Source organism: Georgenia alba (assembly GCF_042665525.1).
Taxonomy (GTDB): domain Bacteria; phylum Actinomycetota; class Actinomycetes; order Actinomycetales; family Actinomycetaceae; genus Allobogoriella; species Allobogoriella alba.
In genome coordinates, this window is record NZ_JBHTCQ010000002.1 from 743907 (window position 1) to 769227 (window position 25321).

Genomic DNA, 25321 nt, shown 5'->3' on the forward strand with positions numbered 1-25321 from the left:
CGTCAGGCGTCGCGGCGGACGAGCGCGTCCGCGAGGCCACGGAGCTGGTCCGTGGCCCCAACGGGCAGCCGTGCCTCCTCCAGAGCGCGCAGGCCGGCGGCCAGGCGCGCGTCGATGAGCTCCTCGTGCGCCGCGACCGCACCGGTGTCACGCATGAGCTGCTGCAGCCCCGCGACGTCCTCCGCGCCCAGGTCGGGCGCGCCGATCCGGTCGCGGATGAGGGCACGGCCGTCCTCGTCGGCGCGGTCGAGGGTCATCGCCAGGAGGACTGTCCGCTTGCCCTCGCGCAGGTCGTCCCCGGCCGGCTTGCCCGTCACCGACGGGTCGCCGAAGACCCCGAGCACGTCGTCACGCAGCTGGAACGCCTCACCGAGCGGCAGCCCGATCGCGCGGAGCTGGTCGAGGAGGCGTGAGCCGGCGCCCCCGAGGAGGGCGCCGAGCACGAGGGGGTGCTCGACCGAGTAGCGGGCCGACTTGTGCCGCACGACCTGCAGGGCCCGGTCGACCGCTCCGCCGTCGCCGGCGCGCGGCCAGGGCAGCGCCTGGCTGCGCACGTCCAGGTACTGGCCGATCGCGACCTCGGCGGTCATGGCGTCGTAGACGCGGTGAGCGCGGGCGCCGGAGGCGGGCTCGGCGGCGGCCGCGGCGTCGTGCATCTCCGCCGCCGAGAACGCGAGCAGGACGTCCCCCAGCACGATCGCGCCGGCGAGGCCGTGCTGGTCCGGGTCGCCGAGCCACCCGCGGTCCCGGTGCGTGGCAGCGAACGCGCGGTGCGCGGCCGGGACGCCACGGCGCACGAGCGAGTCGTCCATGACGTCGTCGTGGACCAGGGCCGCGGCCTGGAACAGCTCCAGCGCGCTGCCCGCGAGGACCACGGCCGGAGCTCGGACGTCCGTGCCCCCCGCGGCGAGCCATCCCGCACCGCAGAGCTGGGGGCGCAGCCGCTTGCCGCCGGCGAGCAGAGCCCGCGCCGGCGCGAGCAGGTCCGTCAACGGCTCACCGACGTCCGCGACGGCGACCGTCCGTTCCTCCAGCGCGGCAGCGACCCGGTCCGAGACGGCCGTGGCCAGGCCGGCGAGGGCGGAGGACATGGTCCGACCCTACGGCGTCGCCGGGCCGTCATCGGACGTGCGCACGGCGTCGTCGCGGGCGGACACCTCCTCCACAGCCCCCCGGGCTGCGCCCGGCTGTGCACAGGCGCTCGGCGCCGGTCGGCGGTGCTGGTGCGCAATGGGTGCATGAGCGAACTCGACCAGAACAGCACCCGCACCCCGCACGAGGGCGTGCCCGAGGAGCCGGTGGTCCGCGTCAGGACGGTGGCGGACCTCCTCGCCGTCGTGCCGTACCAGCTCGGGTTCCGGCCGGACGGCTCGGCCGTGCTCCTGACCGAACGGGTGGAGGACGGCACACGCGCGCTCGGGATGATGTGCCGGACGGATCTCGACCAGCTCTGTGACCCGTGGGAGGGCCCGGAGACCGCCGCCCACGTCACCTCCAGGATCGCCGAGGAGGCCCCGGACCACCTCACCCTCGTGCTGTACACCGTCGAAGCCTTCTGTCGTGCGCGCACGGGCGGTGACCTCGACCTGGCCGTGAGGGCGCTCGACGACGCGCTGCCGTACTCCGCCCCGCCGATCGACCCGCTCGACGTGTGGGTGGTGGCCCCGGACGGGTGGGGCCACCTGGACCCGTGCGGGTGCTGCCCGGCCGAGGGCCGGGCACCGGAGGACATCGAGGAGTCACCGGCCGCGGCCGCGATGGTCCTCGCCGGGCGCGCGGCGGTCCCCTCGCGGGAGTCCTTCGCCGTCGAGCGTGCGGAGGCGTCCGCCCGCGGCGAGGCCGCGGACGGGTGGGTGCAGGAGAGGGACCGGCGCGGACGGGTCCCGACCGCCCTGTGGCGGGCGGACATGGCGCGGCTGTGGGACACCAGCGTCGGGACCGAGCCGGACGCCCGGACGCTCGGGCGTCTGCTGGCGGCGGTCGAGGACCCGCTGCTGCGCGACACGATCGTGGCCGCCACGATGTCCGGCGATGCGGCCGGCGTCGGGATGCTGGTGGCTGCGGGAGCGCTCGGCGACGTGCTGGACGCGCCGTTCCGGCCGTTGGACAGCGCCGTCGAGCCGGCGCTCGGGCTCGCGCACGCTGTCGCCGTGCACGCGCCGGACGGCGCCGGGGCACCCGCGCTCGGTGTGCTCGGATTCATCGCCTGGTGGGCGAACCAGGGGGCGCGGGCCGACGTGGTGGTCCGGCAGGCCCTCGCGGAGGACCCCGACCACCGACTCTCGTGCCTCGTCGCCGGCCTCCTCGCCGGGGCCGTCCCGCCGCCGTGGGTGGCTGACCGGGTCCCATGAGCGCACCTGGGGTGAACGCATCGGGTAACGTCCGGCGCACGATCCAAGCCGAAGCAGGACGGAGCGCGTATGGCGATCGTCGTGGGGTACGTGACCACGAGCGAGGGCGAGGCCGCGCTGTCGGCGGCCATCGAGGAGGCCCGACGGCGGTCCTCACGGCTCGTCGTGGTCCTGGCGCGCAAGTCACGCGGTGACGCGGCCGCGGACACGGCGCTCGACGCCGACGCGGACGCGGTGCGCGACCTCCTCGACGAGGCGGACGTGGCGTACGACGTCCGTCAGCTGCGGCGCGCCGACGACGTCGCCGAGTCCATCGTCACGACGGCCGACGAGGTCGGGGCCGACCTCATCGTCATCGGGCTGCGCCGCCGGTCACCGGTCGGCAAGCTGATCCTGGGCAGCAACGCCCAGCGGATCCTCCTCGACGCGCCCTGCCCCGTGCTCGCCGTGAAGCCGGTCGCGACGGCCGAGTCCTGACCGCCGGAGTCCTGATAACGTCAGACGCGGCTGTGCAGCCCCCACAAGTTCACATCGGGCCGTCACCAGTCGGCACGGGAGAGACGTCGCCTCGCGACGCACCGTAGGAGCAACCACCCCGGCAAACTCTCAGGTCCCCGCACCGTGTCGATCAGGCCACTCTGGACACGCACCGTGGATGCAGAGGGGGAACCGCTGGCAACCGCCGCGTGCCCCCGAGCACCGGCCCGACGACCCACGGAGCCCTGCATGCCCGACGAGACGCTGGAGCAACGCGGCGACTCCTCGCACGCGCGAGAGTCGCTCCGCACGCCGCTGCACGCCGTGCACCGCGACGCCGGTGCGACCATGACGCCGTTCGCCGGCTGGGAGATGCCGCTGCGGTACACCTCCGACCTCGCCGAGCACGCGGCGGTGCGACAGCGGGCGGGACTGTTCGACCTCGGGCACATGGCGCAGATCGAGGTCTCCGGACCGGGTGCCGCGGGGTCACTGGACCACGGCCTGGTGACCCGGCCCTCGGCGATGACCGTCGGCCGCGCGCGCTACTCGCTGCTGCTGGACGCCCGGGCCGGCATCCTGGACGACCTCATCGTCTACCGGCTCGCCGAGACCGAGTACCTCGTCATCGCGAACGCCGCGAACCGGACCACCGTGCTCGACGAGCTCACCGAGCGCTCCGACGACCGGACCCACGTCTCGGACCGGACGTTCTCGCGCGGGCTGATCGCCCTGCAGGGTCCGGCCGCGCCCGAGGTCCTCCAGCCACTCACGGACGCGAACCTCGACGACCTCGGGTACTACCGGGCCGTGCACGCCACGGTCGCGGACGTCCCTGTGCTGCTCGCGCGCACGGGTTACACGGGCGAGACCGGCTACGAGATCTCGGTGCCGGCGCCGTCCGCCGTCGCGCTCTGGGAGGCACTGGCGCGAGCGGGGGAGCCGGACGGAGTCCTTCCGTGCGGTCTGGCCTGCCGCGACACGCTCCGGCTCGAGGCCGGCATGCCGCTCTACGGGAACGAGCTGACCACCGCCACGACGCCGGACGACGTCGGGCTCGGCCGCGTGGTGCACATCGACCACGACTTCGTCGGCCGGGACGCCGTCCTGGCCGCGCGGCGGCAGCCGGGCGGCCGCCGGCTGGTCGGGCTCGCTGGCGAGGGCCGCCGGGCCGCGCGTGCCGGCAGCACGGTCCACGACTCCGACGGCGAGCTCGGCGTGGTGACCTCCGGCGTGCTCTCACCCACTCTCGGTCACCCGATCGCGATGGCACTGCTGGGGTCGGGTGCCGACGAGCGTGCCGCCGTCGGGACGACCCTCGAGGTCGAGGTGCGTGGCCGACGACAGCCGATGACCGTCACCGAGCTTCCCTTCTACCGCAGACCACCGTCCCGCTAGGAGATTCGTCATGAGCTATCCCGACGACCGTCAGTACACGGCCGACCACGAGTGGATCACCGTCGACGGCGAGACCGCCCGCGTCGGCATCACGACCTACGCCGCCGAGGCGCTCGGCGACGTCGTCTACCTCGACCTGCCACAGGTGGGGGACGAGGTGAGTGCCGGGGAGACCTGCGGCGAGATCGAGTCGACCAAGTCGGTGTCCGACCTCGTCGCGCCCGCCGACGGGGAGGTGCTGTCCGTCAACGAGACCGCGGTGGAGACGCCCGAGACCGTCAACGCCGACCCCTACGAGGACGGCTGGCTGTACACGATGCGGGTCTCCGAGCTGCCTGAGGACCTCATGGACGCCGACGCCTACGCCGAGTTCGTCGCAGGGCAGTCCGCGTGACCGGATTCGCCGACCGGCACATCGGGACCGGTGCGCACGACCAGCGGCACATGCTCCGGGCCGTGGGCGCCGGCGCGGTCGAGGAGCTCATGGCGGACGCCGTGCCGGAAGCCATCCACGAGTCCGGCGCACCCGCCGGGTTGCCCGTCGCGGCGTCCGAGCAGGAGGTCCTGGAGCGGCTGCACGGCCTGGCCGCCATGAACACGGTTCGGACCTCGATGATCGGCCAGGGCTACTACGACACCCACACGCCCGCGGTGATCCAGCGCAACGTCCTGGAGAACCCGGCGTGGTACACCGCCTACACGCCGTACCAGCCGGAGATCTCCCAGGGGCGGCTCGAGGCGCTGCTGAACTTCCAGACGATGGTGATCGACCTCACCGGTCTCGGCGTGGCGGGGGCGTCGATGCTGGACGAGGGCACCGCGGCGGCCGAGGCGATGCTGCTCGCCCGCCGGGCGACGAAGCGCGGCGGCCCACGGTCCCGGTTCCTGGTGGACGCGGACACCTTCGCCCAGACCAAGGCGGTGCTGCGCACCCGGGCGGCGGGCGTGGGAATCGAGATCGTGGAGACCGACCTCTCCGCCGGCGTCGCCCCGGAGCAGCTCGACGGCGTCTTCGGCGTCCTCGTCCAGCTCCCTGGCGCCTCCGGGCGGGTGCCGTCGCGCGGGGCGCTCGAGGAGCTGGTGGCGGCCGTGCACGAGCGGGACGCGCTCGTGGTGGTCGCGGCCGATCTCCTGGCGTCCACGCTCCTCGCCTCACCCGGCGAGCTCGGCGCCGACGTGGCGGTGGGGACCACCCAGCGGTTCGGCGTGCCGATGGGCTTCGGCGGGCCGCACGCCGGCTATCTGAGCGTCCACCCCGGGCTGGAACGTCAGCTGCCGGGACGGCTCGTCGGGGTCTCGCGCGACGCGGACGGTGCGCCTGCGCTGCGCCTGGCGCTGCAGACCCGCGAGCAGCACATCCGCCGCGAGCGAGCGACGTCGAACATCTGCACGGCGCAGGTGCTGCTCGCAGTGATGGCCTCGATGTACGCCGTGTACCACGGTCCGGAAGGGCTGCGTGCGATCGCCGAGGGAGTGCACGCCAAGGCGTGCCGGCTGGCCTACGCACTGCGTGAGATCGGCGTGTCACTCGCCCACGAGCACGTCTTCGACACGCTCGAGCTCGTGGTCCCCGGACGCGCGGAGGACGTGCGTCGCGCCGCGCTCGAGGAGAACATCACGGTCTGGGTGGAGGACGCCGACCGGCTCCGGGTCAGCGTGGACGAGGCGTCGACGGACACCGACGTGGCGGACCTGCTGGGCGCCGTGGCGCGCGCCCTCGGCACGACGCCGGGGCCGCTCGCGCCGGAATCGCCGGGATCGGCCCTGCCGCCGGACATGGTCCGGACGAGCCCGTACCTGACGCACCCGGTGTTCTCCACCTACCGCAGCGAGACCGCGATGATGCGGTACCTGCGGCGGCTTGCGGACAAGGACTACGCGCTCGACCGCGGCATGATCCCGCTCGGGTCGTGCACGATGAAGCTCAACGCCGCCACGGAGATGGCGGCCGTGACGTGGCCCGGGTTCGCCCGGATCCACCCGTTCGCGCCGGCCGAGGACGTGGCGGGCTATCTGCGGCTCGTGGCCGACCTCGAGTCGTGGCTCGGCACCGCGACCGGGTACGACGCCGTGACGCTCCAGCCCAACGCCGGCAGCCAGGGGGAGCTGGCCGGGCTTCTCGCCATCAAGGGATACCTCGCCGCACGCGGCGAGGCGGAGCGCGACGTGTGCCTCATCCCCGCCTCGGCGCACGGGACGAACGCCGCGTCCGCGGTGCTCGCCGGACTGCGCGTCGTGGTGGTGGGGACGGACCCGTCGGGCAACGTGGACCTGGAAGACCTGCGTGGCAAGGTGACGGAGCACGGGGACCGCCTGGCCTGCATCATGATCACCTACCCCTCGACGCACGGCGTCTACGAGGAGGACGTCCGTGAGGTGTGCGCGGCGGTGCACGACGCCGGCGGACAGGTGTACATCGACGGGGCCAACCTCAACGCATTGCTCGGCCACGCCAGACCGGGACGGTTCGGCGGCGACGTCTCGCACCTGAACCTGCACAAGACGTTCTGCATCCCGCACGGCGGCGGAGGCCCCGGAGTCGGGCCTGTCGCGGCCCGGGAGCACCTCGCTCCGTTCCTGCCGGGGCACCCCCTCGCGCAGACGCCGCAGCGCGCCGACGGCGCGATCAGCTCGGCCGCCTTCGGATCGCCGTCGATCCTGCCGATCAGCTGGGCGTACATGGCGCTCATGGGTGGTACCGGCCTGCGCCGGGCGACCGAGGCGGCGGTGCTCGCGGCGAACTACGTGGCGGCGCGCCTGGAGGAGCACTACCCGGTGCTGTACCGGGGCACCTCCGGCCGCGTGGCGCACGAGTGCATCCTCGACCTGCGCCCGCTCAAGGCCGCAACCGGGATCACCGTGGACGACGTGGCCAAGCGGCTCATCGACTACGGGTTCCACGCGCCGACCATGAGCTTCCCGGTCGCCGGGACGCTCATGGTCGAGCCGACCGAGAGCGAGGACCTCGCCGAGCTCGACCGGTTCTGCGACGCGATGATCGCGATCCGTGCCGAGGCGGACAAGGTCGCTGCGGGGACGTGGCCGAAGGACGACAACCCGCTCGTGCACGCGCCGCACACGGCCGAGTGCCTCACGGGGGAGTGGACACACCCGTACACGCGGGCCGAGGCGGTCTATCCGGTGCCGGGGCTCGTCGAGGGCAAGTACTGGGCGCCGGTCCGGCGGGTGGACGGGGCGTACGGCGATCGGAACCTGGTCTGCGCGTGCCCGCCGGTGGGGAATTTCGAGGCGGCCCCGGCGCGTTGAAGATTCGGTGCGCCGGCCTGCGGGCGGGTGCACGGACGCGGTCCCGGGCGGGAGAAGGTCCCGCCGACAGGGCTGCCTGACGCTATAATTGTAGGCCTGCGACGGTCTGAACGGATCGATCGTCGGTCTCTCGCACCCCGCCGAAAGGTCATCGTGACGCCCTCCTCTGCCTCCAAGACCAGCCGCGCAGGTCGCGCGGACCGCGCGGAGAAGAACCCCGAGAAGAAGAAGTCGCCCGCGTCGTCGCGCACGCGCTCGACGGCCAAGGGCACCTCGGGCAACGAGAAGACCACGTCGTCGCGCGCCAAGACGGCCGCCCAGGCGGCCGCGGCGCCCGCACCGGCCACGCCGAAGTCCTCGAAGTCTGCGAAGTCGTCGGGGACGACCACGGCCAAGAAGTCCACCACGACGCAGACCACGAAGAAGGCAGCGACGAAGAAGACAGCGACGAAGAAGAGCGCGACGAGCGCCGGCAAGTCCGCGAAGGCCTCGACAGCCAAGGCCGCGGACGCCAAGACCGAGGTGCTGGAGGAGGTCGAGCCGATCACGGACGCCGAGCGCGAGGACGAGAACCTCACCGAGACCGGTGAGGCCGAGACCGCCGGGAACGGCACGCTCAAGGCCGTCCCGGACTCGCCCGAGGAGGCCGAGCTCACCGAGGCCGGCGAGACCGGCTTCGTGGTCTCCGACGCGGACGACGACGACGCCCCGGTCCAGCAGGTGGTCACCGCCGGTGCGACCGCCGACCCGGTCAAGGACTACCTCAAGCAGATCGGCAAGGTGGCGCTCCTCAACGCGGAGCAGGAGGTCGAGCTCGCCAAGCGCATCGAGGCCGGCCTCTTCGCCGAGGAGAAGCTCGCCACGGAGGAGGGCCTGGCCGGCAAGCTGCGCCGTGAGCTGCAGTGGATCGCGAACGACGGCCGGCTGGCCAAGAACCACCTGCTCGAGGCGAACCTGCGCCTGGTGGTGTCGCTCGCCAAGCGGTACACGGGCCGCGGCATGCTCTTCCTCGACCTGATCCAGGAGGGCAACCTCGGTCTGATCCGCGCGGTGGAGAAGTTCGACTACACCAAGGGCTACAAGTTCTCGACGTACGCCACCTGGTGGATCCGTCAGGCGATCACCCGTGCCATGGCGGACCAGGCGCGCACCATCCGCATCCCGGTGCACATGGTCGAGGTCATCAACAAGCTGGCCCGGGTGCAGCGGCAGATGCTCCAGGACCTGGGCCGGGAGCCCACTCCCGAGGAGCTCGCCAAGGAGCTCGACATGACGCCGGAGAAGGTGGTCGAGGTCCAGAAGTACGGCCGCGAGCCCATCTCGCTGCACACCCCGCTCGGCGAGGACGGCGACAGCGAGTTCGGTGACCTCATCGAGGACTCCGAGGCCGTGGTGCCGGCCGACGCGGTCAGCTTCACGCTGCTGCAGGAGCAGCTGCACGCCGTGCTGGACACGCTCTCCGAGCGCGAGGCGGGGGTGGTGTCGATGCGGTTCGGTCTCACCGACGGCCAGCCCAAGACGCTCGACGAGATCGGCAAGGTCTACGGCGTGACGCGGGAGCGAATTCGGCAGATAGAGTCCAAGACCATGTCGAAGCTGCGCCACCCGAGCCGCTCCCAGGTGCTGCGCGACTACCTGGACTGAGCTCATGACCTGACACGAGGCTCCCGGACCCAATCGGTCCGGGAGCCTCGTCGTCGGTGGTGCCCGCGCTCGACGTGGTCCGGTGGAGCCCGGACAGCGCTGGCCATACACACGGCATGCTCCGCAGCCGACACGAAAGGGCCACCACCCGCGAAGGTGGTGGCCCTGTGTCGTGCGCGTCGGACGCGCAGCAGGTCAGTCGGCGGCGGGACGCTCCTCGGCGTGGAGCCGGTCCGTCTCGTCGTGGATGGTGGTCGCGACCTTCTGCAACGCCTCGAGGTGCTTGCGCGCGTGGTGGGCGCAGAACAGCAGCTCACCGGCCTCCATCTGCACCCGCACGTACGCCTGAGCACCGCAGGCGTCGCAACGGTCCTGGGCGGTCAGGGCGGGCATGTCTGTCGCTGTGGTCACGAGATCATGTAACCATCTCGAGCCCACATCCATGCCCCAGGGCACCGGCGGTTCGCTCCCGGCGTAGCGAGCCGCAGGCACATACGATCGACGCGTGTCTTCAGCCGTCGCAGCCGCTGCATCGCCGTCCAGCTACACCGCGCGCCACCTCTCGGTCCTCGAAGGCCTCGAGGCCGTGCGGAAGCGGCCGGGCATGTACATCGGCTCGACCGACTCGCGCGGCCTCATGCACTGCCTGTGGGAGCTGCTCGACAACGCCGTCGACGAGGCGCTCGAGGGCTACGCGAAAGAGGTCGTCGTCGTGCTCCACCCCGACGGCTCGCTCGAGGTGCGCGACGACGGCCGTGGCATCCCGGTCGACACGGTCGAGTCGGTCGGGCTGAGCGGCGTCGAGGTCGTCTTCACGAAGCTGCACGCGGGCGGGAAGTTCGGCGGAGGCTCGTACGCCGCCACCGGCGGCCTGCACGGCGTCGGTGCCTCGGTCGTCAACGCACTCTCCGCACGTCTCGACGTCGAGGTCGACCGGGGCGGGAAGACCCACCGGATGACGTTCCACCGCGGCGAGCCGGGAACCTACCGCGACAAGGGCGGCCCGTCGCCGGAGAACCCGTTCGAGCCCTTCACCTCCTCGTCGGAGCTCGCCGTGGCGGGCAAGGTCCCGCGCAAGCGGACCGGCACCCGGGTCCGGTACTGGGCGGACCGGCAGATCTTCCCCGCCTCGGCCCAGTTCTCCTACACCGAGCTGGTCGAGCGGGCCCGGCAGACGAGCTTCCTCGTGCCCGGCCTGACCCTGCGGGTGCGGGACGAGCGCGGGCTGCCGGACACGCCCGGCGCCGACGGACCTGTCGAGGAGGTCTTCCGGCACGACGGCGGAGTGGCGGACTTCACGGAGCACCTCGCGACGGACGCGCCGGTCACCGACGTCTGGCGACTCGTGGGTGAGGGCACCTTCGAGGAGACCGTCCAGCACCTCGACGCCCGAGGACACCTGGCGCCGAAGGACGTGGAGCGGGTCTGCCGTGTCGAGGTGGCCCTGCGATGGGGCACCGGCTACGACACGACGCTCCGGTCGTTCGTCAACATCATCGCCACCCCGAAGGGCGGGTCACACCAGGCCGGGTTCGAGCAGGCGCTGCTGCGGACCGTGCGCAAGCAGATCGAGGCCAATGCGCGGCGTCTCAAGGTCACGGCCAAGGACCCCAAGATCGAGAAGGACGACGTGCTGGCCGGCCTGACCGCGGTGGTGGCGGTGCGTCTCCCTGAACCGCAGTTCGAGGGACAGACCAAGGAGGTGCTGGGCACCGCGCCGGTGCGCAGCATCGTCTCGAAGGTCGTCGAGTCCGAGCTGACGAAGATCCTCACGTCGACGCGCCGCGACGACAAGGCCCACTCCGCGGCGCTGCTGGAGAAGGTCGTGGGGGAGATGCGGGCGCGTGTCTCGGCACGCCTCAGCAAGGAGATCTCCCGCCGAAAGAATGCGCTGGAGTCCTCGTCCCTGCCCGCGAAGCTCGCGGACTGCCGTAGCAACGACGTCGAGCGTTCGGAGCTCTTCATCGTCGAGGGCGACAGCGCCCTGGGCACCGCCAAGCTCGCCCGGTCCAGCGACTTCCAGGCGCTGCTGCCGATCCGCGGCAAGATCCTCAATGTCCAGAAGGCCTCACCGGGGGAGATCCTCAAGAACGCGGAGGTGGCCTCGATCATCCAGGTCATCGGTGCCGGGTCCGGCCGGACCTTCGACCTGGACCAGGTGCGGTACGGCAAGATCGTGCTGATGACGGACGCCGACGTCGACGGCGCCCACATCCGCACGCTCCTGCTCACCCTCTTCTTCCGACACATGCGCCCGCTCGTCGAGGCCGGCCGCGTGTTCGCCGCGGTACCCCCGTTGCACCGCGTGGAGGTGATCGGGTCCGGTGGGAAGAAGGGCGACGTCCGCTACACCTACTCCGAGGCGGAGCTCATCGCGCTGCTGAAGAAGCTGGAGAAGTCCGGCCGGCGGTACAAGGAGCCGATCCAGCGGTACAAGGGCCTCGGCGAGATGGATGCGCACCAGCTGGCCGAAACCACCATGGACCCCGAACGACGCACGCTGCGCCGGATCTCGATGGCGGACGAGGACGCCCTGCTCGAGGCCGAGCGCGTCTTCGAGCTGCTCATGGGGAACGACGTCGCACCGCGCAAGGACTTCATCGTCGCGGGCGCGCAGCAGATCGACCGCGAACGCATCGACATCTGACGGTTCGGGTCGCCCGGTGGCCCGCCCGCAGGGTGCGGGGACCGCGGGCCTCGGTACGATCGGGCGCATGACGGCGTCCACGGGCTCGCAGGCGACCCTCACCGAGCGGGCCGCCGCCCCGGGGCGCCTGGAGCTGCCGCCAGCCGAGCTCGGTCTGACGTGGCGTGCGCTGCACGCTGCGGACGCGGACGCGATCCTCGACCTCACGGCACGTTCGACGGCCGTCGACAAGCCGATGTCGACGCCCAGCCCGGCGCAGGTGGCGGACGCCTTCGACCCGGCCCGGACCACCGTCGTGGACAGCCTCGGCGGCTTCGCACCGGCCGACGGCGACGACGAGGCGAGCCTGCAGGCCGTCGGCGTCGTCTACCTGCCGTCCGGCGACACGGATGTGGTGCGGGCATTCCTCACCGGGACCGTGGCGCCCGAGTGGCGCACCCGCGGCGTGGGCACCGCGCTGCTGCGATGGCAGGTGGGCCGCGCACGGCAGCTCCTCGCGGCGGACGGCAGGAACCTCCCGGGACGTATCGCGACCTACGTCGACGAGCACCTCACCGAACGGCGGCTGCTGGTCACCGAGGCCGGGTTCCGGCCCAAGAGGACCTTTCAGGAGATGCGCCGCCCCGTGTCCGGCGACCCGCTGCCCGAGATCCACCTCGGGGCCGGCCTGCGCCTGGTGAACTGGTCACGCGACCTGGACGACGAGGTCCGCGAGGCCCACAACGAGGCCTTCGCGGACCATTGGGGCTCGCAACCCATGAGCCACGACTCCTGGCGGCGGGTGAACCGCGAGCTCGAACCCCGCTGGTCGAAGATCGCTCTCGCCCGCACGGCGGACGGCGGCGAGGAGGTGGCCGGGTACGCGACCACCTCCCGGCACGAGCACACGTGGGAGCAGCTCGGCTTCAGCGAGGGGTACACCGAGCTGCTGGGTGTGCGCCGCCCCTACCGCGGGCGTGGGCTTGCCCGGGCGCTCCTGGTCGCGGTGATCGAGGCCCTCGCCGAGGACGGGATCGATTCGGCCGGACTCGACGTCGACACGGTCAACCCGTCCGGTGCCCACCACTTCTACGAGCGGCTGGGCTACCAGCGGCACGGTGCCCGCACCCTCTACACGATCGAGATCTGACGAAGCGCGCAGCGGAGTGTGGGGCCGAGGCACGAGGTCCCGCCGGAGCGGAGTGCGAGGAAGATCGACCGGACGGCTTGGGATCTGACGAAGCGCGCAGCGGAGTGTGGGGCCGAGGCACGAGGTCCCGCCGGAGCGGAGTGCGAGGAAGATCGACCGGACGGCTTGTGATCTGACGAAGCGCAGTGGGGCCGATATAGCACCGAGACATCTCCCACACCTGGCGGTATGAACGTGGCCGACGTCGGAGCGACCCCGTAAGGTGCCCGCGTGCCCGACCCGACCACCAGCTCCCCGGACCAGGCGCTCGCCGAGCCGCGCGCGCCGCTGGCGGTGCGTGCGGCGGCGCCGGAGACCCTGCCCGATCTGCCGGAGGAGGCGGGGCTGACCTGGCGGCCGCTCGAGCCGGCCGACATCCCCGCACTGACCGCCCTCATCACCCACATCGAGGACGTCGACAACCCGCCGTACCGCACTGCCCCGGAGGAGGTCGCCGGCTACTTCGACGACAGCCACGACCACTCCGGCGTCGGAGGTTTCGACGCGGAGGGCAACCTGCATGCGTTCGGTCTCGCCAGGCTCCGGAAGGCGGACACCACGGTCAAGCGGGTCTTCGTCTCCGGTGGCCTGGAGCCGACCCGCCGCAACCATGGCATCGGCCGGGCGGTCATGGACTGGCAGATCGCCCGTGCCCGCCAGATGCTCTCCGTAGCCGACGGCGCCGACACGGAGGTGCCCGCCCGCATCGTGGTCCACGTGGATGACGACATGGACGGACTGGCGCACCTCGTCAGCCTCCGTGGCTTCGCGCCGAGGCGGCACTACAGCCAGCTGCGTCGAGACCTGTCGGAGCCGATCCCCGAGGTGAGCCTCGCCCATCCGCTCACCGTGGTGCCGTGGTCGCCGGCACTGGACGACGCCGTGCGCCGCGCCCACAACGCCGCGTTCCGCGAGCTGTGGGGTGCCCAGCCGCTCAGCGTGGCGGCCTGGCAGGAGGAGCGCAGCCACCACGTGGCGACCTGGAGCTTCGTGGCCCTGGACCGCTCGAGCGACCGGGCCCAGGTGGCCGGGTACCTCATGTCCGGGCGGTACGAGCAGGACTGGGACGCGCTGGGCTGGACCGAGGGGTACACCGAGATCCTCGGCGTCCTGCCGGCGTGGCGCGGCCGGCACGTCGCGACGGCGCTGCTCTCACACGCCATGCGGGCGTACGCCGAGGACGGCATGCAGTACGCCGGCCTGGACGTCGACGCGGACGACCCGACCGGGGCGATCGGGCTGTTCGAGCGTCTCGGCTACGAACGCGTCCGTGGCTCCGCCGTCTACACGATCGAGATCTGACGAAGCGCGCAGCGGAGTGTGGGGCCGAGGGACGAGGTCCCGCCGGAGCGGAGTGCGAGGAAGATCGACCGGACGGCTTGTGATCTGACGAAGCACGCAGCGGAGTGTGGGGCCGAGGGACGAGGTCCCCGCGGGAGCGGAGTGCGAGGAAGATCGACCGGACGGCTTGTGATCTGACGAAGCGCGCAGCGGAGTGTGGGGCCGAGGGACGAGGTCCCGCCGGAGCGGAGTGCGAGGAAGATCGATCAGAAGGCTTGTGATCTGATCACCCGATCGCGGTGACCGGGGCCGGCAGCGTGTGGCCGGAACCGTCGCGCCGCTCGTCGACGTCGGGGAGCGTCACGGCCTGTCCGCCGGACCCGACCGCACGCGCCGGCTCCTGGCCCACCCACGCGAGCTGCAAGGAGTCCTCTCCGCGCAGGAAGCGGTGTGCCCTCACCCCGCCCGTGGCGCGCCCCTTCGCCGGGTAACGGTCCAACGGCGTCACCTTCGCGGACCCAGGGACGGTGCCGGGCAGCGCGTCCGACGTCCCGGCGATCGTGACGACGACGCTCGCCGAGACGTCCTCGTCACGCACGACGCCGAGATGCAGCAGACGCGCCCCCTCGCCGAGACGGACGCCGGCGACCCCCTGGCCGGCACGTCCCTGAGCGCGCACGGTCGCCGCGTCGAAACGCAGCAGCTGCGCGTCGGAGGTGATGAGCACGAGCTTGTCGGTGTCGCGCGCATGCCCGGAGCCGACGACGGCGTCGCCGTCGCGGAGCGAGATCACCTGCCAGGAGTCCTTGTTCGCGGGACGGTCCCCGCCGACCCGCTTCACGACGCCGTGCGCCGTGGCGACCGCCAGCGGCGGGGCGTCGTCGTCGAGCCGTGCCAGACCGACCACGCGCTCATCGCCCTCCAGCGGGACGAGCTCGGTGACCGGGGCACCACCCGAGAGCCCGGGCGCCGTGGTCGTCGCCGGCAGGCCGGGCACGTCGAGGACCTCGAGGCGGACCAGGCGGCCGGCCGAGGTGACGGCCGCTACCTGACCGCGTGCGGTGGCCGGGACGGCGTGCGCGACGGCGTCGTGCGCCGCGCGTGGACCGGTGCGGGACGGGGTCTCTGCGTCCGCGGTACGGGCGACGAGCCCGGTCCCGGACAGCAACACCCAGCACGGGTCGTCCGGGACCTCGAGCGGGACGGCGGCGGCCGCCGCGGCGGCCTTGCCGTCGCCCTTGGCCGACGTCAGCAGCACGGTGCGCCGCGGGGTGCCGTGGTCCTTGGCGACCTGTGCCAGCTCGTCGGAGACCACCTCGCGGAGCCGCGCGTCGGAGTCGAGGATCTCCTGCAGCTCCTCGATCGTCCGGACGAGCTCGTCGCGCTCCTGCTCGAGCTCGATCCGGGAGAACTTCGTGAGCCGGCGCAGCCGGAGCGCCAGGATGTAGTCGGCCTGGTCCTCGTCCAGGTCGAAGATCGCCATCAGCCGCGTCCGTGCGGCCTCGGCGTCGTCCGAGGAGCGAATGACCTGGATGACCTCGTCGATGTCCGCGATCGCGAGCAGCAGCCCGTCCACCAGGTGTGCGCGCTCCTTGGCGCGCGCGAGCCGGAACGCCGTCCGGCGGCGGACCACCGTGAGTCGGTGCCCGACGTAGACCTCGAGGAGCTCCTTCAGCCCCAGCGTCCGGGGCTGGCCGTCGACGAGGGCGACGTTGTTGATCCCGAAGGACTCTTCCATCGGGGTCAGCCGGTAGAGCTGCTCCAGCACGGCCTCCGGGTTGAAGCCGTTCTTGATCTCGATCACGAGCCGCAGGCCGTGGTGGCGGTCGGTGAGGTCCTGCACGTTGGACACGCCCTGGAGCTTCCGGGCGGACACCGCGTCACGGATCTTCTCCATCACCCGCTCGGGCCCGACCATGTACGGCAGCTCGGTGACCACGAGGCCCTTCTTGCGGGCGGTGACGTTCTCCACGCGCGCGGTGGCCCGTGTACGGAAGCTGCCGCGCCCCGTCTCGTAGGCCTCGCGAATCCCGTCGAGGCCGACGATCTTGCCGCCCTCGGGCAGGTCCGGCCCGGGGACGAACCGCATGAGCTCCTCGAGCGTCGCCTCCGGGTGCGCGATGAGGTGCCGGGCCGCGGCGACCACCTCGGTGAGGTTGTGCGGCGGCATGTTGGTGGCCATGCCGACGGCGATGCCGGAGGCGCCGTTGACCAGCAGGTTCGGCAGCGCGGACGGGAGGACCTCCGGCTGGGTGAGCTGGTTGTCGTAGTTCGGCACCAGGTCGACGACGTCCTCGCCGAGGTCCGCCGTCATCGCCAGGGCCGCAGCCGTGAGGCGCGCCTCGGTGTACCGAGAGGCCGCGGGTCCGTCGTCGAGGGAGCCGAAGTTGCCGTGGCCGTCCACCAGCGGCAGCCGCAGGGCGAAGCTCTGCGCCATGCGCACCATCGCGTCGTAGATGGCGCCGTCGCCGTGCGGGTGGAGTCGACCCATGACCTCGCCCACCACGCGGGCGGACTTCACGTGTCCCCGGTCGGGCCGCAGACCCATCTGGTCCATCTGGTAGAGGATCCGCCGCTGGACAGGCTTCAGACCGTCCCGCGCGTCGGGCAGCGCCCGGGAGTAGATGACCGAGTACGCGTACTCCAGGAAGGAGCCCTGCATCTCGGTCGAGACGTCGACGTCGACGATCGACTCCTGCGGCGGCGGGGGCGGTGCTGCGGTCTTGCGTGGCATGGGGGGATTGTCCCCGACGCGGGCCCCGGAGGCGGGGACCGCCACGACGTGTCCGCCGACCTGCTCCTAGGCTCTGACCCATGGAGGCGTACCCGACGTGGTGGGAGGCCGACGTCGCGCTGCGCGACGGGACGCCGATGCACATCCGGCCGATCCGCCCGGACGACGCCGAGGCGTTGCAGCGGATGCACCTCGCGCAGTCGGAGCAGTCGAAGTACTTCCGCTTCTTCGCCCCGATCGGCCGGCTCAGTGACCGGGACCTGCACCGGTTCACCAACGTCGACCACCGCAACCGGGTCGCCCTGGTGCTCACGGAGGGCGAGGAGATCCGGGCCGTGGGGCGCTTCGACGTCGTCACCCCCGGCCGGGCCGAGGTCGCGTTCTACGTGGCCGACACCGAGCACGGTCGCGGCCTGGGCTCTGTCCTGCTGGAGCACCTTGCCGCGGCGGGGCGGGAGCGGGGCGTGCACACCTTCCTCGCCGACGTCCTGCCCGCCAACGCCCGGATGATCCGTGTCTTCACCGATGCCGGCTACGAGGTCGCCCAGCAGTACGAGGACGGCGTGCTGGCCGTGTCCTTCTCGATCGAGGAGACCGAGCGGTCCTGGCGGGTCATGGCCGAGCGGGAACGCCACGCCGAGTCCCTCAGCATGCGGACCGTGCTGGCGGCCCGGTCGGTGGTGCTGGCCCGGCTCGGACCGGACGACGGCGAGGGAGACGTGCTGGCGGCAGCGGCCGTGCGATCGCTCCTCACCGGCACCTTCACCGGACCGGTGCACCTGGTCGGCGTGCGGGCACCGGTGCCGGCGCCCGCAGAGCACCACGAGAGCCTGGCGGATCTCACCGGACCGGTCGAGCTCGCCGTGCTGGCCGGCCCCGCCGAGGACATCACCGACGCCGTCCCGGCGCTGCGTCGGCTCGGTGTCCGTGCCCTGGTGGTGCTCTCGCACGGCTTCGGCGAGATCCAGGGCGAGGCGGGCCCGGCGGGCATGGCGCGCCAGCGCCTGCTGCTGCGCCGCACCCGCGAGGCCGGGATCCGGCTGGTCGGGCCCGCCAGCTACGGCGTCATCGGCCAGGGGGACGCCGGCCGGTACGACATCACGCTGTGGGCAGGCGACCCCGCCGAGGACGTCACACGCGGCATCGGCCTGTTCTGCCAGTCCGGACCTGGAGGGCGGACCCTTCGCTCGACCGCCGAACGCCGCCAGCTGCCGCTCGCCAGCTTCCTCTCGGCCGGGCTGCGCGTGGACGTCTCCGGGAACGACACCCTGCAGTTCTGGTCCGCCCACGACCCGACCGCCGTCGGCGCGCTCTACCTCGAGTCCATGGGCAACCCCCGCAAGTTCTCCCGGATCGCCCGCCACCTCTCGGCGACCAAGCCGCTGGTCGCCGTCGTCTCCGGCCAGACCGGGCAGGGCACCCCGCCCGGGCACGCCGTCCGGACCTCCCGCCAGCCGCAGCGCGTCCTCACCGAGCTGCTGCGCCAGGCCGGGGTGGTCCGCGCCCGCACCCTGCCGGAGATGCTCGACGTCGCGGGCCTGCTGCTGGCCCAGCCTCTGCCGGCCGGACCGCGCACCGCGGTCGTGTCCTCCTCGGCCGCCCTCGCCGCGCTCGTCGCGGACGTCGCCGCGGCCCAAGGCCTGCAGGTCGCTGGGAGCCCGGTCACCCTCGAGCCTCTGGCCGGCGCGAAGCAGTACGCGTCAGCACTCGGCGACCTCAGCGCGCGGGACGACTGGGATGCCGTCGTCGTCGCGCACGCCCCTCCGGTCGGCGGCACCGACCCGGAGGTGGCTCGTGCCATCGCGGAGGCGGCCGCCGCCGACGGCCGGACCTGGGTGACGAGCGCACCGGGCCTGCACGGTCTCGATCCCGCCCTCCGGTCCGGCGACGTGACGGTCCCCGCGACCGCGACCGCGGAGGACGCCGTCGCCGCCCTGACCGGCGCGGTGCGCTACGCGCGCTGGCGCGCCCACGCTGCGGACCCGCTGGTCGACCGGCCCGGGGTCGACCCGGTCGGCGCCCGCGCGATGGTCGCCCGGATCGTGGAGGGCCTCCCCGTCGGGTCCCGCCGCACCCTCGACGCCGCCACCGCCGCCCGGCTGCTCGGGCACTACGGCATCGAGGTGCTCCCCGCCACGACGGTCACCGACGCCACGCAGGCCGTGGCGGCCGCCGACCGGTACGGCTACCCGGTGGCCCTGAAGACCTCCAGCGACGTGCTGCGGCACCGGGCCGACCTGGGAGGGGTGAGCCTGGACCTGTCCGACGCCGAGGACGTGCGCGAGGCGTTCGGGCGTCTGACCGCCCGGACGCGGCACATCCTCGGCCGGGACGTCCCGCTCGAGGTCCAGCCCATGGCGCCGCCCGGGGTCGCCTGCGTGGTCCGGGGCACCGAGGACGACCTGTACGGACCGGTGGTGTCCTTCGGGATGGGAGGCGATGCCACCGAGCTGCTCGGCGACGTGTCCTTCCGTATCCCGCCCCTCACCGCGGCGGACGTCTCGGACATGGTCCGGTCCGTGCGGGCCGCCCCGCGGCTCTTCGGCCACCGCAAGCTCCCGGTGGTCGACATCGAGGCGCTCGAGGACGTCATCGCGCGGACCTCGATGCTCACCGACGACCTGCCCGAGGTCGCTGAGGTGAGTCTCAACCCGGTCATCGTCGCCGAGGAGGGGGCCCGGATCGCCGGGTGCACGGTGCGGGTCGCGCGGCCCGTGCGGCAGGACGCGGGGCGACGTGCCCTGCCCTCGGGCGGCTCCGTGCCGGAGGGGACGGCGTCGGAGGAATCGTCCCGGCGGGAGGAGAGCGTGGAAGAATGAACCGGTGCTGACCGACCTCGCCAAGCAGCTACGGGCGGACCTGGACCGTGCGGGCTACTACCCGGACCTCGTGGCAGGCGTCATCGACATCGCCGTCGCCGACGAACCGGTGACCTCGTTCCTCGTCCATCCCGAGACGACCTTCGACAACACCGAGGTGTTCCGTCACCTGACGGCGCTCGTGCTGACCCCGACACGGCTGGTGGTGGCGCACGTCGACGACGCGCCGGGCAGCGAGTCCCAACCCGCCGCACTCGCCACCACCGACTCGGTGGCCGTGACCCAGATCCGCTCCGTCACCCTGACCCACGGCGTGAGCGAGCCCGCCCACGGCCACGCCCGCGAGACCCAGGAGCTGACGCTCGCCGTGAACTGGGGGACCGCCCAGTCGGTGGACCTGCAGCCGGCCACGTGCGGGGACCCGGACTGCGAGGCCGACCACGGCTACACCGGCACGCTCGCGCCGGAGGGCGTCGAGCTCCGCGTGAGCGCGCAGGCCGAGGGGTCGGCCGCGCTACGCGGCGCGCTCGACTTCGCCCGTGCCCTGTCCGCGGCGACCGGTCGGGGTCCGACGGCGTGAACGCCGACGCACCCGCGGTGCGTGCCGTGCTGTCCGCGGCCCTCGACGCCGTGGGGATGCCGACAGCCTCGGCCGGACGCACGTCCGCGCAGGACCGCGACGAGCTCGGTCTGCCCGAGGTCCCGAAGGTGTGCCTGGTGCTCCTGGACGGTCTCGGCCGGCGGATGATCGAGGAGCGCGGCGGGCACGCCCCGTTCCTGCGGTCCCGGCTGCCGGATGCACTGACACTGCGCAGCACCTTCCCGTCCACGACGGCTTCCGCCATCACGGCCGTGGGCACCGGTGAGCTCCCCGGCGCCACCGGGATGCTCGGGTACAGCCTCCGCGACCCCGTCCACGGCGGGCCGCTCAACCTCATCAGCTGGGAGGACACCGACCTCGACCCGCGCCAGTGGCAGCGCTGCCCGACCCTGCCGGAGCAGCTCCGAGCGCGCGACGACGCCCACGACCTGCCCGACGTGGTGAGCGTCGGCCCGGCCCGGTTCGTCGGCTCCGGCCTCACGCAGTGCGCGCTGCGCGGGATGCGGAACGTCACCGCCGAGTCGCTGCCGGCCCGCGTCGATGCCGCGGCCGCCCAGCTGCGCCGCGAGGACGTGGGCCTCGTCTACCTCTACTGGGGCGAGATCGACCACCTCGGCCACAAGCACGGCTGGCGGTCGTGGCAGTGGGGCGAGGAGGTCAGTGCGACCGACGGCGAGCTCGCCCGCCTCGCCCGCCTCCTGCCCGCCGGGACCCTCCTGCTGGTCACCGCCGACCACGGCATGCTCGACGTCGAGCGGCGGACCGACGTGGCCGCCGTGCCGGCCCTGGCGCGGGACGTGACCCTGGTCGCGGGCGAGGGCCGGGCCGCCCACGTGTACACCGCGGCCGGTGCGGCCGCCGACGTCGCCGCCCGGTGGCGCGAGGTGCTCGGTGAGCGCGCCTGGGTCGCAGAGCGGGACGAGATCGTGGCCGCCGGCCTGCTCGGTGCGGTGACGGACCGGGCGGACGCGGCCGGTGACCTGGTGGTGACCATGCGCGGTCGGGACGTCGTGGTCGACAGCCGGACCCAGCCCCCGGGCATGGTCGGTCTGGTCGGCGTGCACGGCGGCCTCACCGAGGAGGAGACCAGCGTCCCGCTGGTCCGCGAGGTGGTGGGGTAGTGGCCGAGCTCGTGTTCTTCGCCGGCACCATGGACTCCGGCAAGTCGACCCTGGCGCTCCAGACGGACCACAACCATGCCGCGCGCGGGCTCGGCGGGCTCATCTTCACCCGCGACGACCGCGCCGGGCCGGACGTGCTGTCCTCGCGGCTGGGGCTGTCGGTGCCTGCGGTCGAGGTCACCGACGCCACGGACTTCTGGTCCGAGGTCGTCCGGCGCCGTACCCGCGGTGTCCGCGTCGACTACCTCATCGGCGACGAGGCGCAGTTCTACACCGAGCGGCAGGTCGAGCAGCTCGCGCGCCTCGTGGACGAGATGGAGATCGACGTCTTCGCCTTCGGCATCATGACCGACTTCCGGGCGCGTCTCTTCCCGGGCTCCCAGCGTCTGGTCGAGCTTGCCGACCGGGTGGAACGGCTCCAGGTCGAGGCGCTGTGCTGGTGCGGTGCACGGGCCACGCACAACGCTCGCACGGTGCACGGCGCGATGGTCACCGAGGGTGCCCAGGTTGTGGTCGGGGACACGCACGCCGGCGACGACGTGGGCTACGAGGTGCTGTGCCGGCGCCATCACGTCCGCGGCCTGACCGCGACCGTGGCCCGCGCGGCAAGCCTCAGCCCGCAGACCCTCCCGCTCGACGACGCCTGACTGGGCCGGGGCGGGCAGGCGCAGCGCGCCCGCGCGTCACTCCGGACGGGCGCCGAAGACGATCTCGTCCCAGCTCGGCACGCTCCGCCGCTGGTTGCGCCGGGACCGGCGGCCGTTCTGGGACTTGGTGGCGCTCTCCGCGGTGGCCGACCCGCCGCTCTCCACGGGTGCCGGAGCGTCGTCCCCACGCCGCTCCTCGCCGGACCGCTCCCGGCGCGGGAGGGCCAGGACGTGCGCGTCCCGGGCCTGTTCCGGACGCGACGCCGGGGGGTGCGCTCCCGGACCCCAGAGGTTCGCCCCGTCCTCGTCGTGCGGCTCCAGCTCCGGCTGCAGCTCGAGCCGTGTGCCCCGGTTCGCGGCGAGCTCGGCCAGCAGCGTCTCGGTCTCGCCGTCCCCGGCCTGGCCCGTCGGCTCCGCGGCACCGGCGGACGCCGCGGGCACGTCGTGCGGATCCTCCGCCGGCGGTGTCGCCGGGGCGGTCGCGGGCGTCACGGCAGAGCGGGCGGATCTTGCGGACCGGGCCGAGGCCGCGCGGCCGGGGGCCACCGGGTTGAGGTGGCGACGCGGCTGCGGTGGGGTGCTCAGCTCGGTCTCCGACAACCAGCGAGCCTCGTCGTCGACCGCGTGCAACGAGCGGGTGGTCAGATCGACCGACCAGCGTGCCTCGCGCTCCTTCTCGGCCGCGACGAACGTCGCCACGACCTCCCACGGCTTGCCGGAGCGACGCACCGCGGTCCACTCGAGCGTGCTCACCTCCACGCCGCGCGCGGCGAGGCGGTCCAGCACGAGGTCACCGAGTCGCGGCGCGTCGGTGTCGCGGCCGACCCGCTGGTTCTGCGCCTGCTGCACAACCCAGTCACGTTCCGCGACCACGGGCCCCAGGTAGCGGTTCACGTGCTCGACGGGCAGACCGGAGCGCTCGGCGACCTCCTCGACGGTGGCGCCGGCGCGTAGATGGGCCTGGATGTCCTTCGGGCGTAGGCTCATGCCGCTCGCGGCATCGACCTCCAGGCGCGGGCGGTCACGGCGCACCGCGGCTCGCAGTGCGTCGTCGATGGCGAGCCGGTAGCGCCGACCCTCCTCGTCGGTGAGGGTCAGGTGCCCACCGTCACCCTGCAGCCCGAGCAGTTCGAGCTCAACCATGGAACCTCCTCGACGCGTCTTCTCCGAGCCTGCCACCCAACAGGGGCTGACCCCGGCATTGACCCCGGTGTGTTTCCCGCTCGCACCGGCATGCGAACCGCGTCCGATGGACAAAGCCGGGCCGAGTCACGACAGTGACGACAGGCGCTCCCGTGCGCCGGCCAGTCCGCCCGCAGCCAGCCGCACCGCAGGAGGTCCCACCGTGGCCAGCCACCCGACCGACGACCCGCTCGCGCTCATGGCGCTGTGCGAGGAGCTGGCGCGCGCCGCCGGCGAGCACGTGCGCGAGAGGACCGTGGACCGCGGTGGCGTGGCGCGGACCAAGTCCTCCGCGGTGGACGTCGTGACCGCGGTCGACACCGAGTCCGAGGCCCTGCTGCGCGAACGGATCGCACGCGCCCGCCCGGACGACGCCGTGCTCGGGGAGGAGGAGGGCGGCACCGCCGGGACGTCGGGTCTCACCTGGGTGGTCGACCCGATCGACGGCACCGTCAACTTCCTGTACGGCATCCCGTCCTACGCCGTGTCGGTCGCCGTCGTGCGAGGCGAGCCCAGGCCCGGGGAATGGACCCAGATCGCGGGCTGCGTGCACTCCGTGGCGGTCGGCTCCACCTGGACCGCCGCACGGGGCTACGGCGCGTGGCGCGACGGCGAGCGCCTGGCCCTGCGCGAGGGGCCGCCGCTTGCGGAGGCGCTCGTCGGCACGGGGTTCAGCTACACGGCGGACAAGCGCGGCCGGCAGGGTGAGGTCGTCGCGCGCATGCTGCCGCACGTGCGTGACATCCGCCGCATCGGTGCCGCGGCCATCGACCTGTGCCTCGTCGCCGACGGTCGCCTGGACGCCTACTACGAGCACGGCCTGAACCCGTGGGACGTGGCCGCCGGCAGCCTCGTGGTCACCGAGGCAGGGGGAGTGGTCGAGGGTCTCGACGGGGGCCCGCCGGCGCACGGGACCACCGTCGCGGGCGCGGCCGAGCTGGTGCGCGAGCTGGCCGCGCTGCTGCGCACGCTGGACGCCGCTGACGTGTGAGGTGTGTCACCGCCGTTGGGACGGCCGAAAAACCCGGTCGCACACAGCGTCGAGGTGGTGCACAATCCGGTGTCCGCGGGAACAAAAGCGCGCCACGAACGTTTCCCCGGGTGACCCGCGACCAGGGAAACTTCCCCCACCGATACGACTGAAGAACCGGAGCGTGACGCCGAGATGGCGACCGACTACGACGCACCGCGCAAGAACGAGGAAGACCTCAACGAGGACTCGATCGAGGAGCTGAAGGCCCGCCGCACCGAGAAGGGCTCGCCGGCGGTCGACGAGGACGAGGCGGAGGCCGCCGAGGGCTTCGAGCTGCCCGGCGCCGACCTGTCCGGCGAGGAGCTGTCCGTGCGGGTGCTCCCGCGCCAGGCGGACGAGTTCACCTGCGCCAAGTGCTTCCTCGTGCACCACCGCAGCCAGCTGGCCTACGAGGACGGCGGACAGCTCGTCTGCTCGGAGTGCGCCGCCTGAACCGAGCGAACCGACGTCACGCCCCCGCCTCGCGCCGGCCCGTCGCAGCGATGAGCTGTGCGGGCCGGCGCGTGCATACGAGCCAGTAGGGGGTGGCGTCCCGCTCGTCGGTCACCTCGAACCGCACCGCGGAACGCACCCACGAGCGGTGGCAGACGTAGGCGCGCGCGTCCGCCTCCGGCCCGAGCAGCCGCCGGATGCCCTCCGCATCCACCTCCTCGGCCGCGCCGAGGGCGTCCAGCGGGATCACCGCGTCCCCGGCGCTCAGGCGCGGGGCGTCGGCCGGTGCCCCGTCCGCGGGGTCGCCGGTGGGCACCACCGAGACCACCGGCGCGGTGAGACTCAGGCCCGCCGAGACCAGGACGGCGGCGACGACGCCGACCGTCACAGCCGCCCACCCGCCCCAGTAGGAGCCCGCGAGGGCGCCGGCACCGCCGGCGAGCACGGACAGCAGGTGTACCCCGGCCGAGGGAAGAAGTCGCTCGCGGAAGGCGTCGGCAGACGTCACGCGACCACTCT

20 protein-coding genes and 1 riboswitch are annotated in these 25321 nt (G+C 73.0%); of the genes, 15 read left to right on the plus strand and 5 right to left on the minus strand.

All coding sequences use genetic code 11. The features are described 5' to 3' along the window. Positions 1–2 precede the first annotated feature (2 nt). Entirely contained in the window at positions 3–1091 is a 1089-nt protein-coding gene (locus tag ACFQQL_RS13280) for a polyprenyl synthetase family protein (protein ID WP_382395119.1), read from the minus strand. Positions 1092–1238: 147 nt separating this feature from the next. Between ACFQQL_RS13280 and ACFQQL_RS13285 the strand changes: the two genes are divergently transcribed. The 6 genes from ACFQQL_RS13285 (at position 1239) to ACFQQL_RS13310 (ending at position 9137) form a co-directional block, all read left to right on the plus strand. Further along, a complete protein-coding gene (locus ACFQQL_RS13285; RefSeq protein WP_382395121.1) occupies positions 1239–2351 on the plus strand; it encodes a DUF4192 domain-containing protein in 1113 nt (370 codons plus the stop codon). 69 nt (positions 2352–2420) lie between these two features. Further along, complete coding sequence (locus ACFQQL_RS13290; RefSeq protein ID WP_382395123.1) at positions 2421–2828, plus strand: universal stress protein; 408 nt, start codon at positions 2421–2423, stop codon at positions 2826–2828. A 65-nt stretch (positions 2829–2893) separates the two neighbouring features. After that, positions 2894–2983: riboswitch (glycine riboswitch) on the plus strand. 94 nt (positions 2984–3077) lie between these two features. Beyond that, entirely contained in the window at positions 3078–4226 is a 1149-nt protein-coding gene (gene gcvT, locus ACFQQL_RS13295) for a glycine cleavage system aminomethyltransferase GcvT (protein ID WP_382395125.1), read from the plus strand. Between the two features lie 10 nt (positions 4227–4236). Next, the gene (gene gcvH, locus ACFQQL_RS13300; RefSeq protein WP_382395127.1) at positions 4237–4620 is read left to right on the plus strand and encodes a glycine cleavage system protein GcvH; all 384 of its coding nucleotides are present in this window, start codon (positions 4237–4239) and stop codon (positions 4618–4620) included. Further along, entirely contained in the window at positions 4617–7493 is a 2877-nt protein-coding gene (gene gcvP, locus ACFQQL_RS13305) for an aminomethyl-transferring glycine dehydrogenase (RefSeq protein ID WP_382395129.1), read from the plus strand. Before gcvH ends, gcvP begins: the two co-directional genes overlap by 4 nt. A gap of 96 nt (positions 7494–7589) precedes the next feature. Further along, positions 7590–9137: an RNA polymerase sigma factor gene (locus ACFQQL_RS13310; RefSeq protein WP_382395390.1), complete on the plus strand. Its 1548-nt coding sequence runs from the start codon at positions 7590–7592 to the stop codon at positions 9135–9137. A 195-nt stretch (positions 9138–9332) separates the two neighbouring features. Here the strand turns inward: ACFQQL_RS13310 and ACFQQL_RS13315 are convergent, their stop codons facing one another. Further along, the gene (locus tag ACFQQL_RS13315) at positions 9333–9548 is read right to left on the minus strand and encodes a DUF7455 domain-containing protein (protein WP_382395131.1); all 216 of its coding nucleotides are present in this window, start codon (positions 9546–9548) and stop codon (positions 9333–9335) included. A 94-nt stretch (positions 9549–9642) separates the two neighbouring features. Between ACFQQL_RS13315 and ACFQQL_RS13320 the strand changes: the two genes are divergently transcribed. The 3 genes from ACFQQL_RS13320 to ACFQQL_RS13330 all read left to right on the plus strand — a co-directional run bounded on the left by ACFQQL_RS13320 (position 9643) and on the right by ACFQQL_RS13330 (position 14254). Next, positions 9643–11784 carry a DNA gyrase/topoisomerase IV subunit B gene (locus ACFQQL_RS13320; protein ID WP_382395133.1) on the plus strand — a complete coding sequence of 714 codons (2142 nt, stop codon included), beginning with the start codon at positions 9643–9645 and terminating at the stop codon, positions 11782–11784. Between the two features lie 67 nt (positions 11785–11851). Beyond that, entirely contained in the window at positions 11852–12913 is a 1062-nt protein-coding gene (locus tag ACFQQL_RS13325) for a GNAT family N-acetyltransferase (RefSeq protein ID WP_382395135.1), read from the plus strand. Between the two features lie 270 nt (positions 12914–13183). Continuing rightward, positions 13184–14254 carry a GNAT family N-acetyltransferase gene (locus tag ACFQQL_RS13330; protein ID WP_382395137.1) on the plus strand — a complete coding sequence of 357 codons (1071 nt, stop codon included), beginning with the start codon at positions 13184–13186 and terminating at the stop codon, positions 14252–14254. Positions 14255–14519: 265 nt separating this feature from the next. Here ACFQQL_RS13330 and ACFQQL_RS13335 read toward each other — a convergent pair whose 3' ends face one another. Further along, positions 14520–16967, minus strand: a complete 2448-nt coding sequence (locus ACFQQL_RS13335) for a DNA gyrase/topoisomerase IV subunit A (protein WP_382395139.1) — start codon at positions 16965–16967, stop codon at positions 14520–14522. Between the two features lie 80 nt (positions 16968–17047). Here ACFQQL_RS13335 and ACFQQL_RS13340 point away from each other — a divergent pair, with 80 nt between their 5' ends. From ACFQQL_RS13340 to ACFQQL_RS13355, 4 genes are read left to right on the plus strand one after another with little or no spacing between them, the layout of a single operon-like run. Next, positions 17048–19786 (plus strand): GNAT family N-acetyltransferase, encoded by a 2739-nt coding sequence (locus ACFQQL_RS13340; RefSeq protein WP_382395141.1) that lies wholly within the window; start codon positions 17048–17050, stop codon positions 19784–19786. Between the two features lie 4 nt (positions 19787–19790). After that, on the plus strand, positions 19791–20366 hold the full coding sequence (locus ACFQQL_RS13345; RefSeq protein ID WP_382395143.1) for a DUF5998 family protein: 576 nt from the start codon (positions 19791–19793) through the stop codon (positions 20364–20366). After that, complete coding sequence (locus ACFQQL_RS13350; protein WP_382395145.1) at positions 20363–21508, plus strand: alkaline phosphatase family protein; 1146 nt, start codon at positions 20363–20365, stop codon at positions 21506–21508. Before ACFQQL_RS13345 ends, ACFQQL_RS13350 begins: the two co-directional genes overlap by 4 nt. Next, the gene (locus ACFQQL_RS13355) at positions 21508–22155 is read left to right on the plus strand and encodes a thymidine kinase (RefSeq protein ID WP_382395147.1); all 648 of its coding nucleotides are present in this window, start codon (positions 21508–21510) and stop codon (positions 22153–22155) included. Before ACFQQL_RS13350 ends, ACFQQL_RS13355 begins: the two co-directional genes overlap by 1 nt. Before the next feature lie 36 nt (positions 22156–22191). Here the strand turns inward: ACFQQL_RS13355 and sepH are convergent, their stop codons facing one another. Next, positions 22192–23298: a septation protein SepH gene (sepH, locus tag ACFQQL_RS13360; RefSeq protein ID WP_382395149.1), complete on the minus strand. Its 1107-nt coding sequence runs from the start codon at positions 23296–23298 to the stop codon at positions 22192–22194. A 202-nt stretch (positions 23299–23500) separates the two neighbouring features. Here sepH and ACFQQL_RS13365 point away from each other — a divergent pair, with 202 nt between their 5' ends. Together ACFQQL_RS13365 and ACFQQL_RS13370 are read left to right on the plus strand one after the other, a co-directional pair. Beyond that, positions 23501–24328: an inositol monophosphatase family protein gene (locus ACFQQL_RS13365; RefSeq protein WP_382395151.1), complete on the plus strand. Its 828-nt coding sequence runs from the start codon at positions 23501–23503 to the stop codon at positions 24326–24328. Positions 24329–24502: 174 nt separating this feature from the next. After that, entirely contained in the window at positions 24503–24802 is a 300-nt protein-coding gene (locus ACFQQL_RS13370; RefSeq protein WP_382395153.1) for a DUF4193 domain-containing protein, read from the plus strand. A gap of 16 nt (positions 24803–24818) precedes the next feature. On the opposite strand, the gene ACFQQL_RS13375 is transcribed toward ACFQQL_RS13370, so the two are convergent. Further along, the gene (locus ACFQQL_RS13375; protein WP_382395155.1) at positions 24819–25310 is read right to left on the minus strand and encodes a DUF3093 domain-containing protein; all 492 of its coding nucleotides are present in this window, start codon (positions 25308–25310) and stop codon (positions 24819–24821) included. Between the last annotated feature and the right edge of the window lie 11 nt (positions 25311–25321).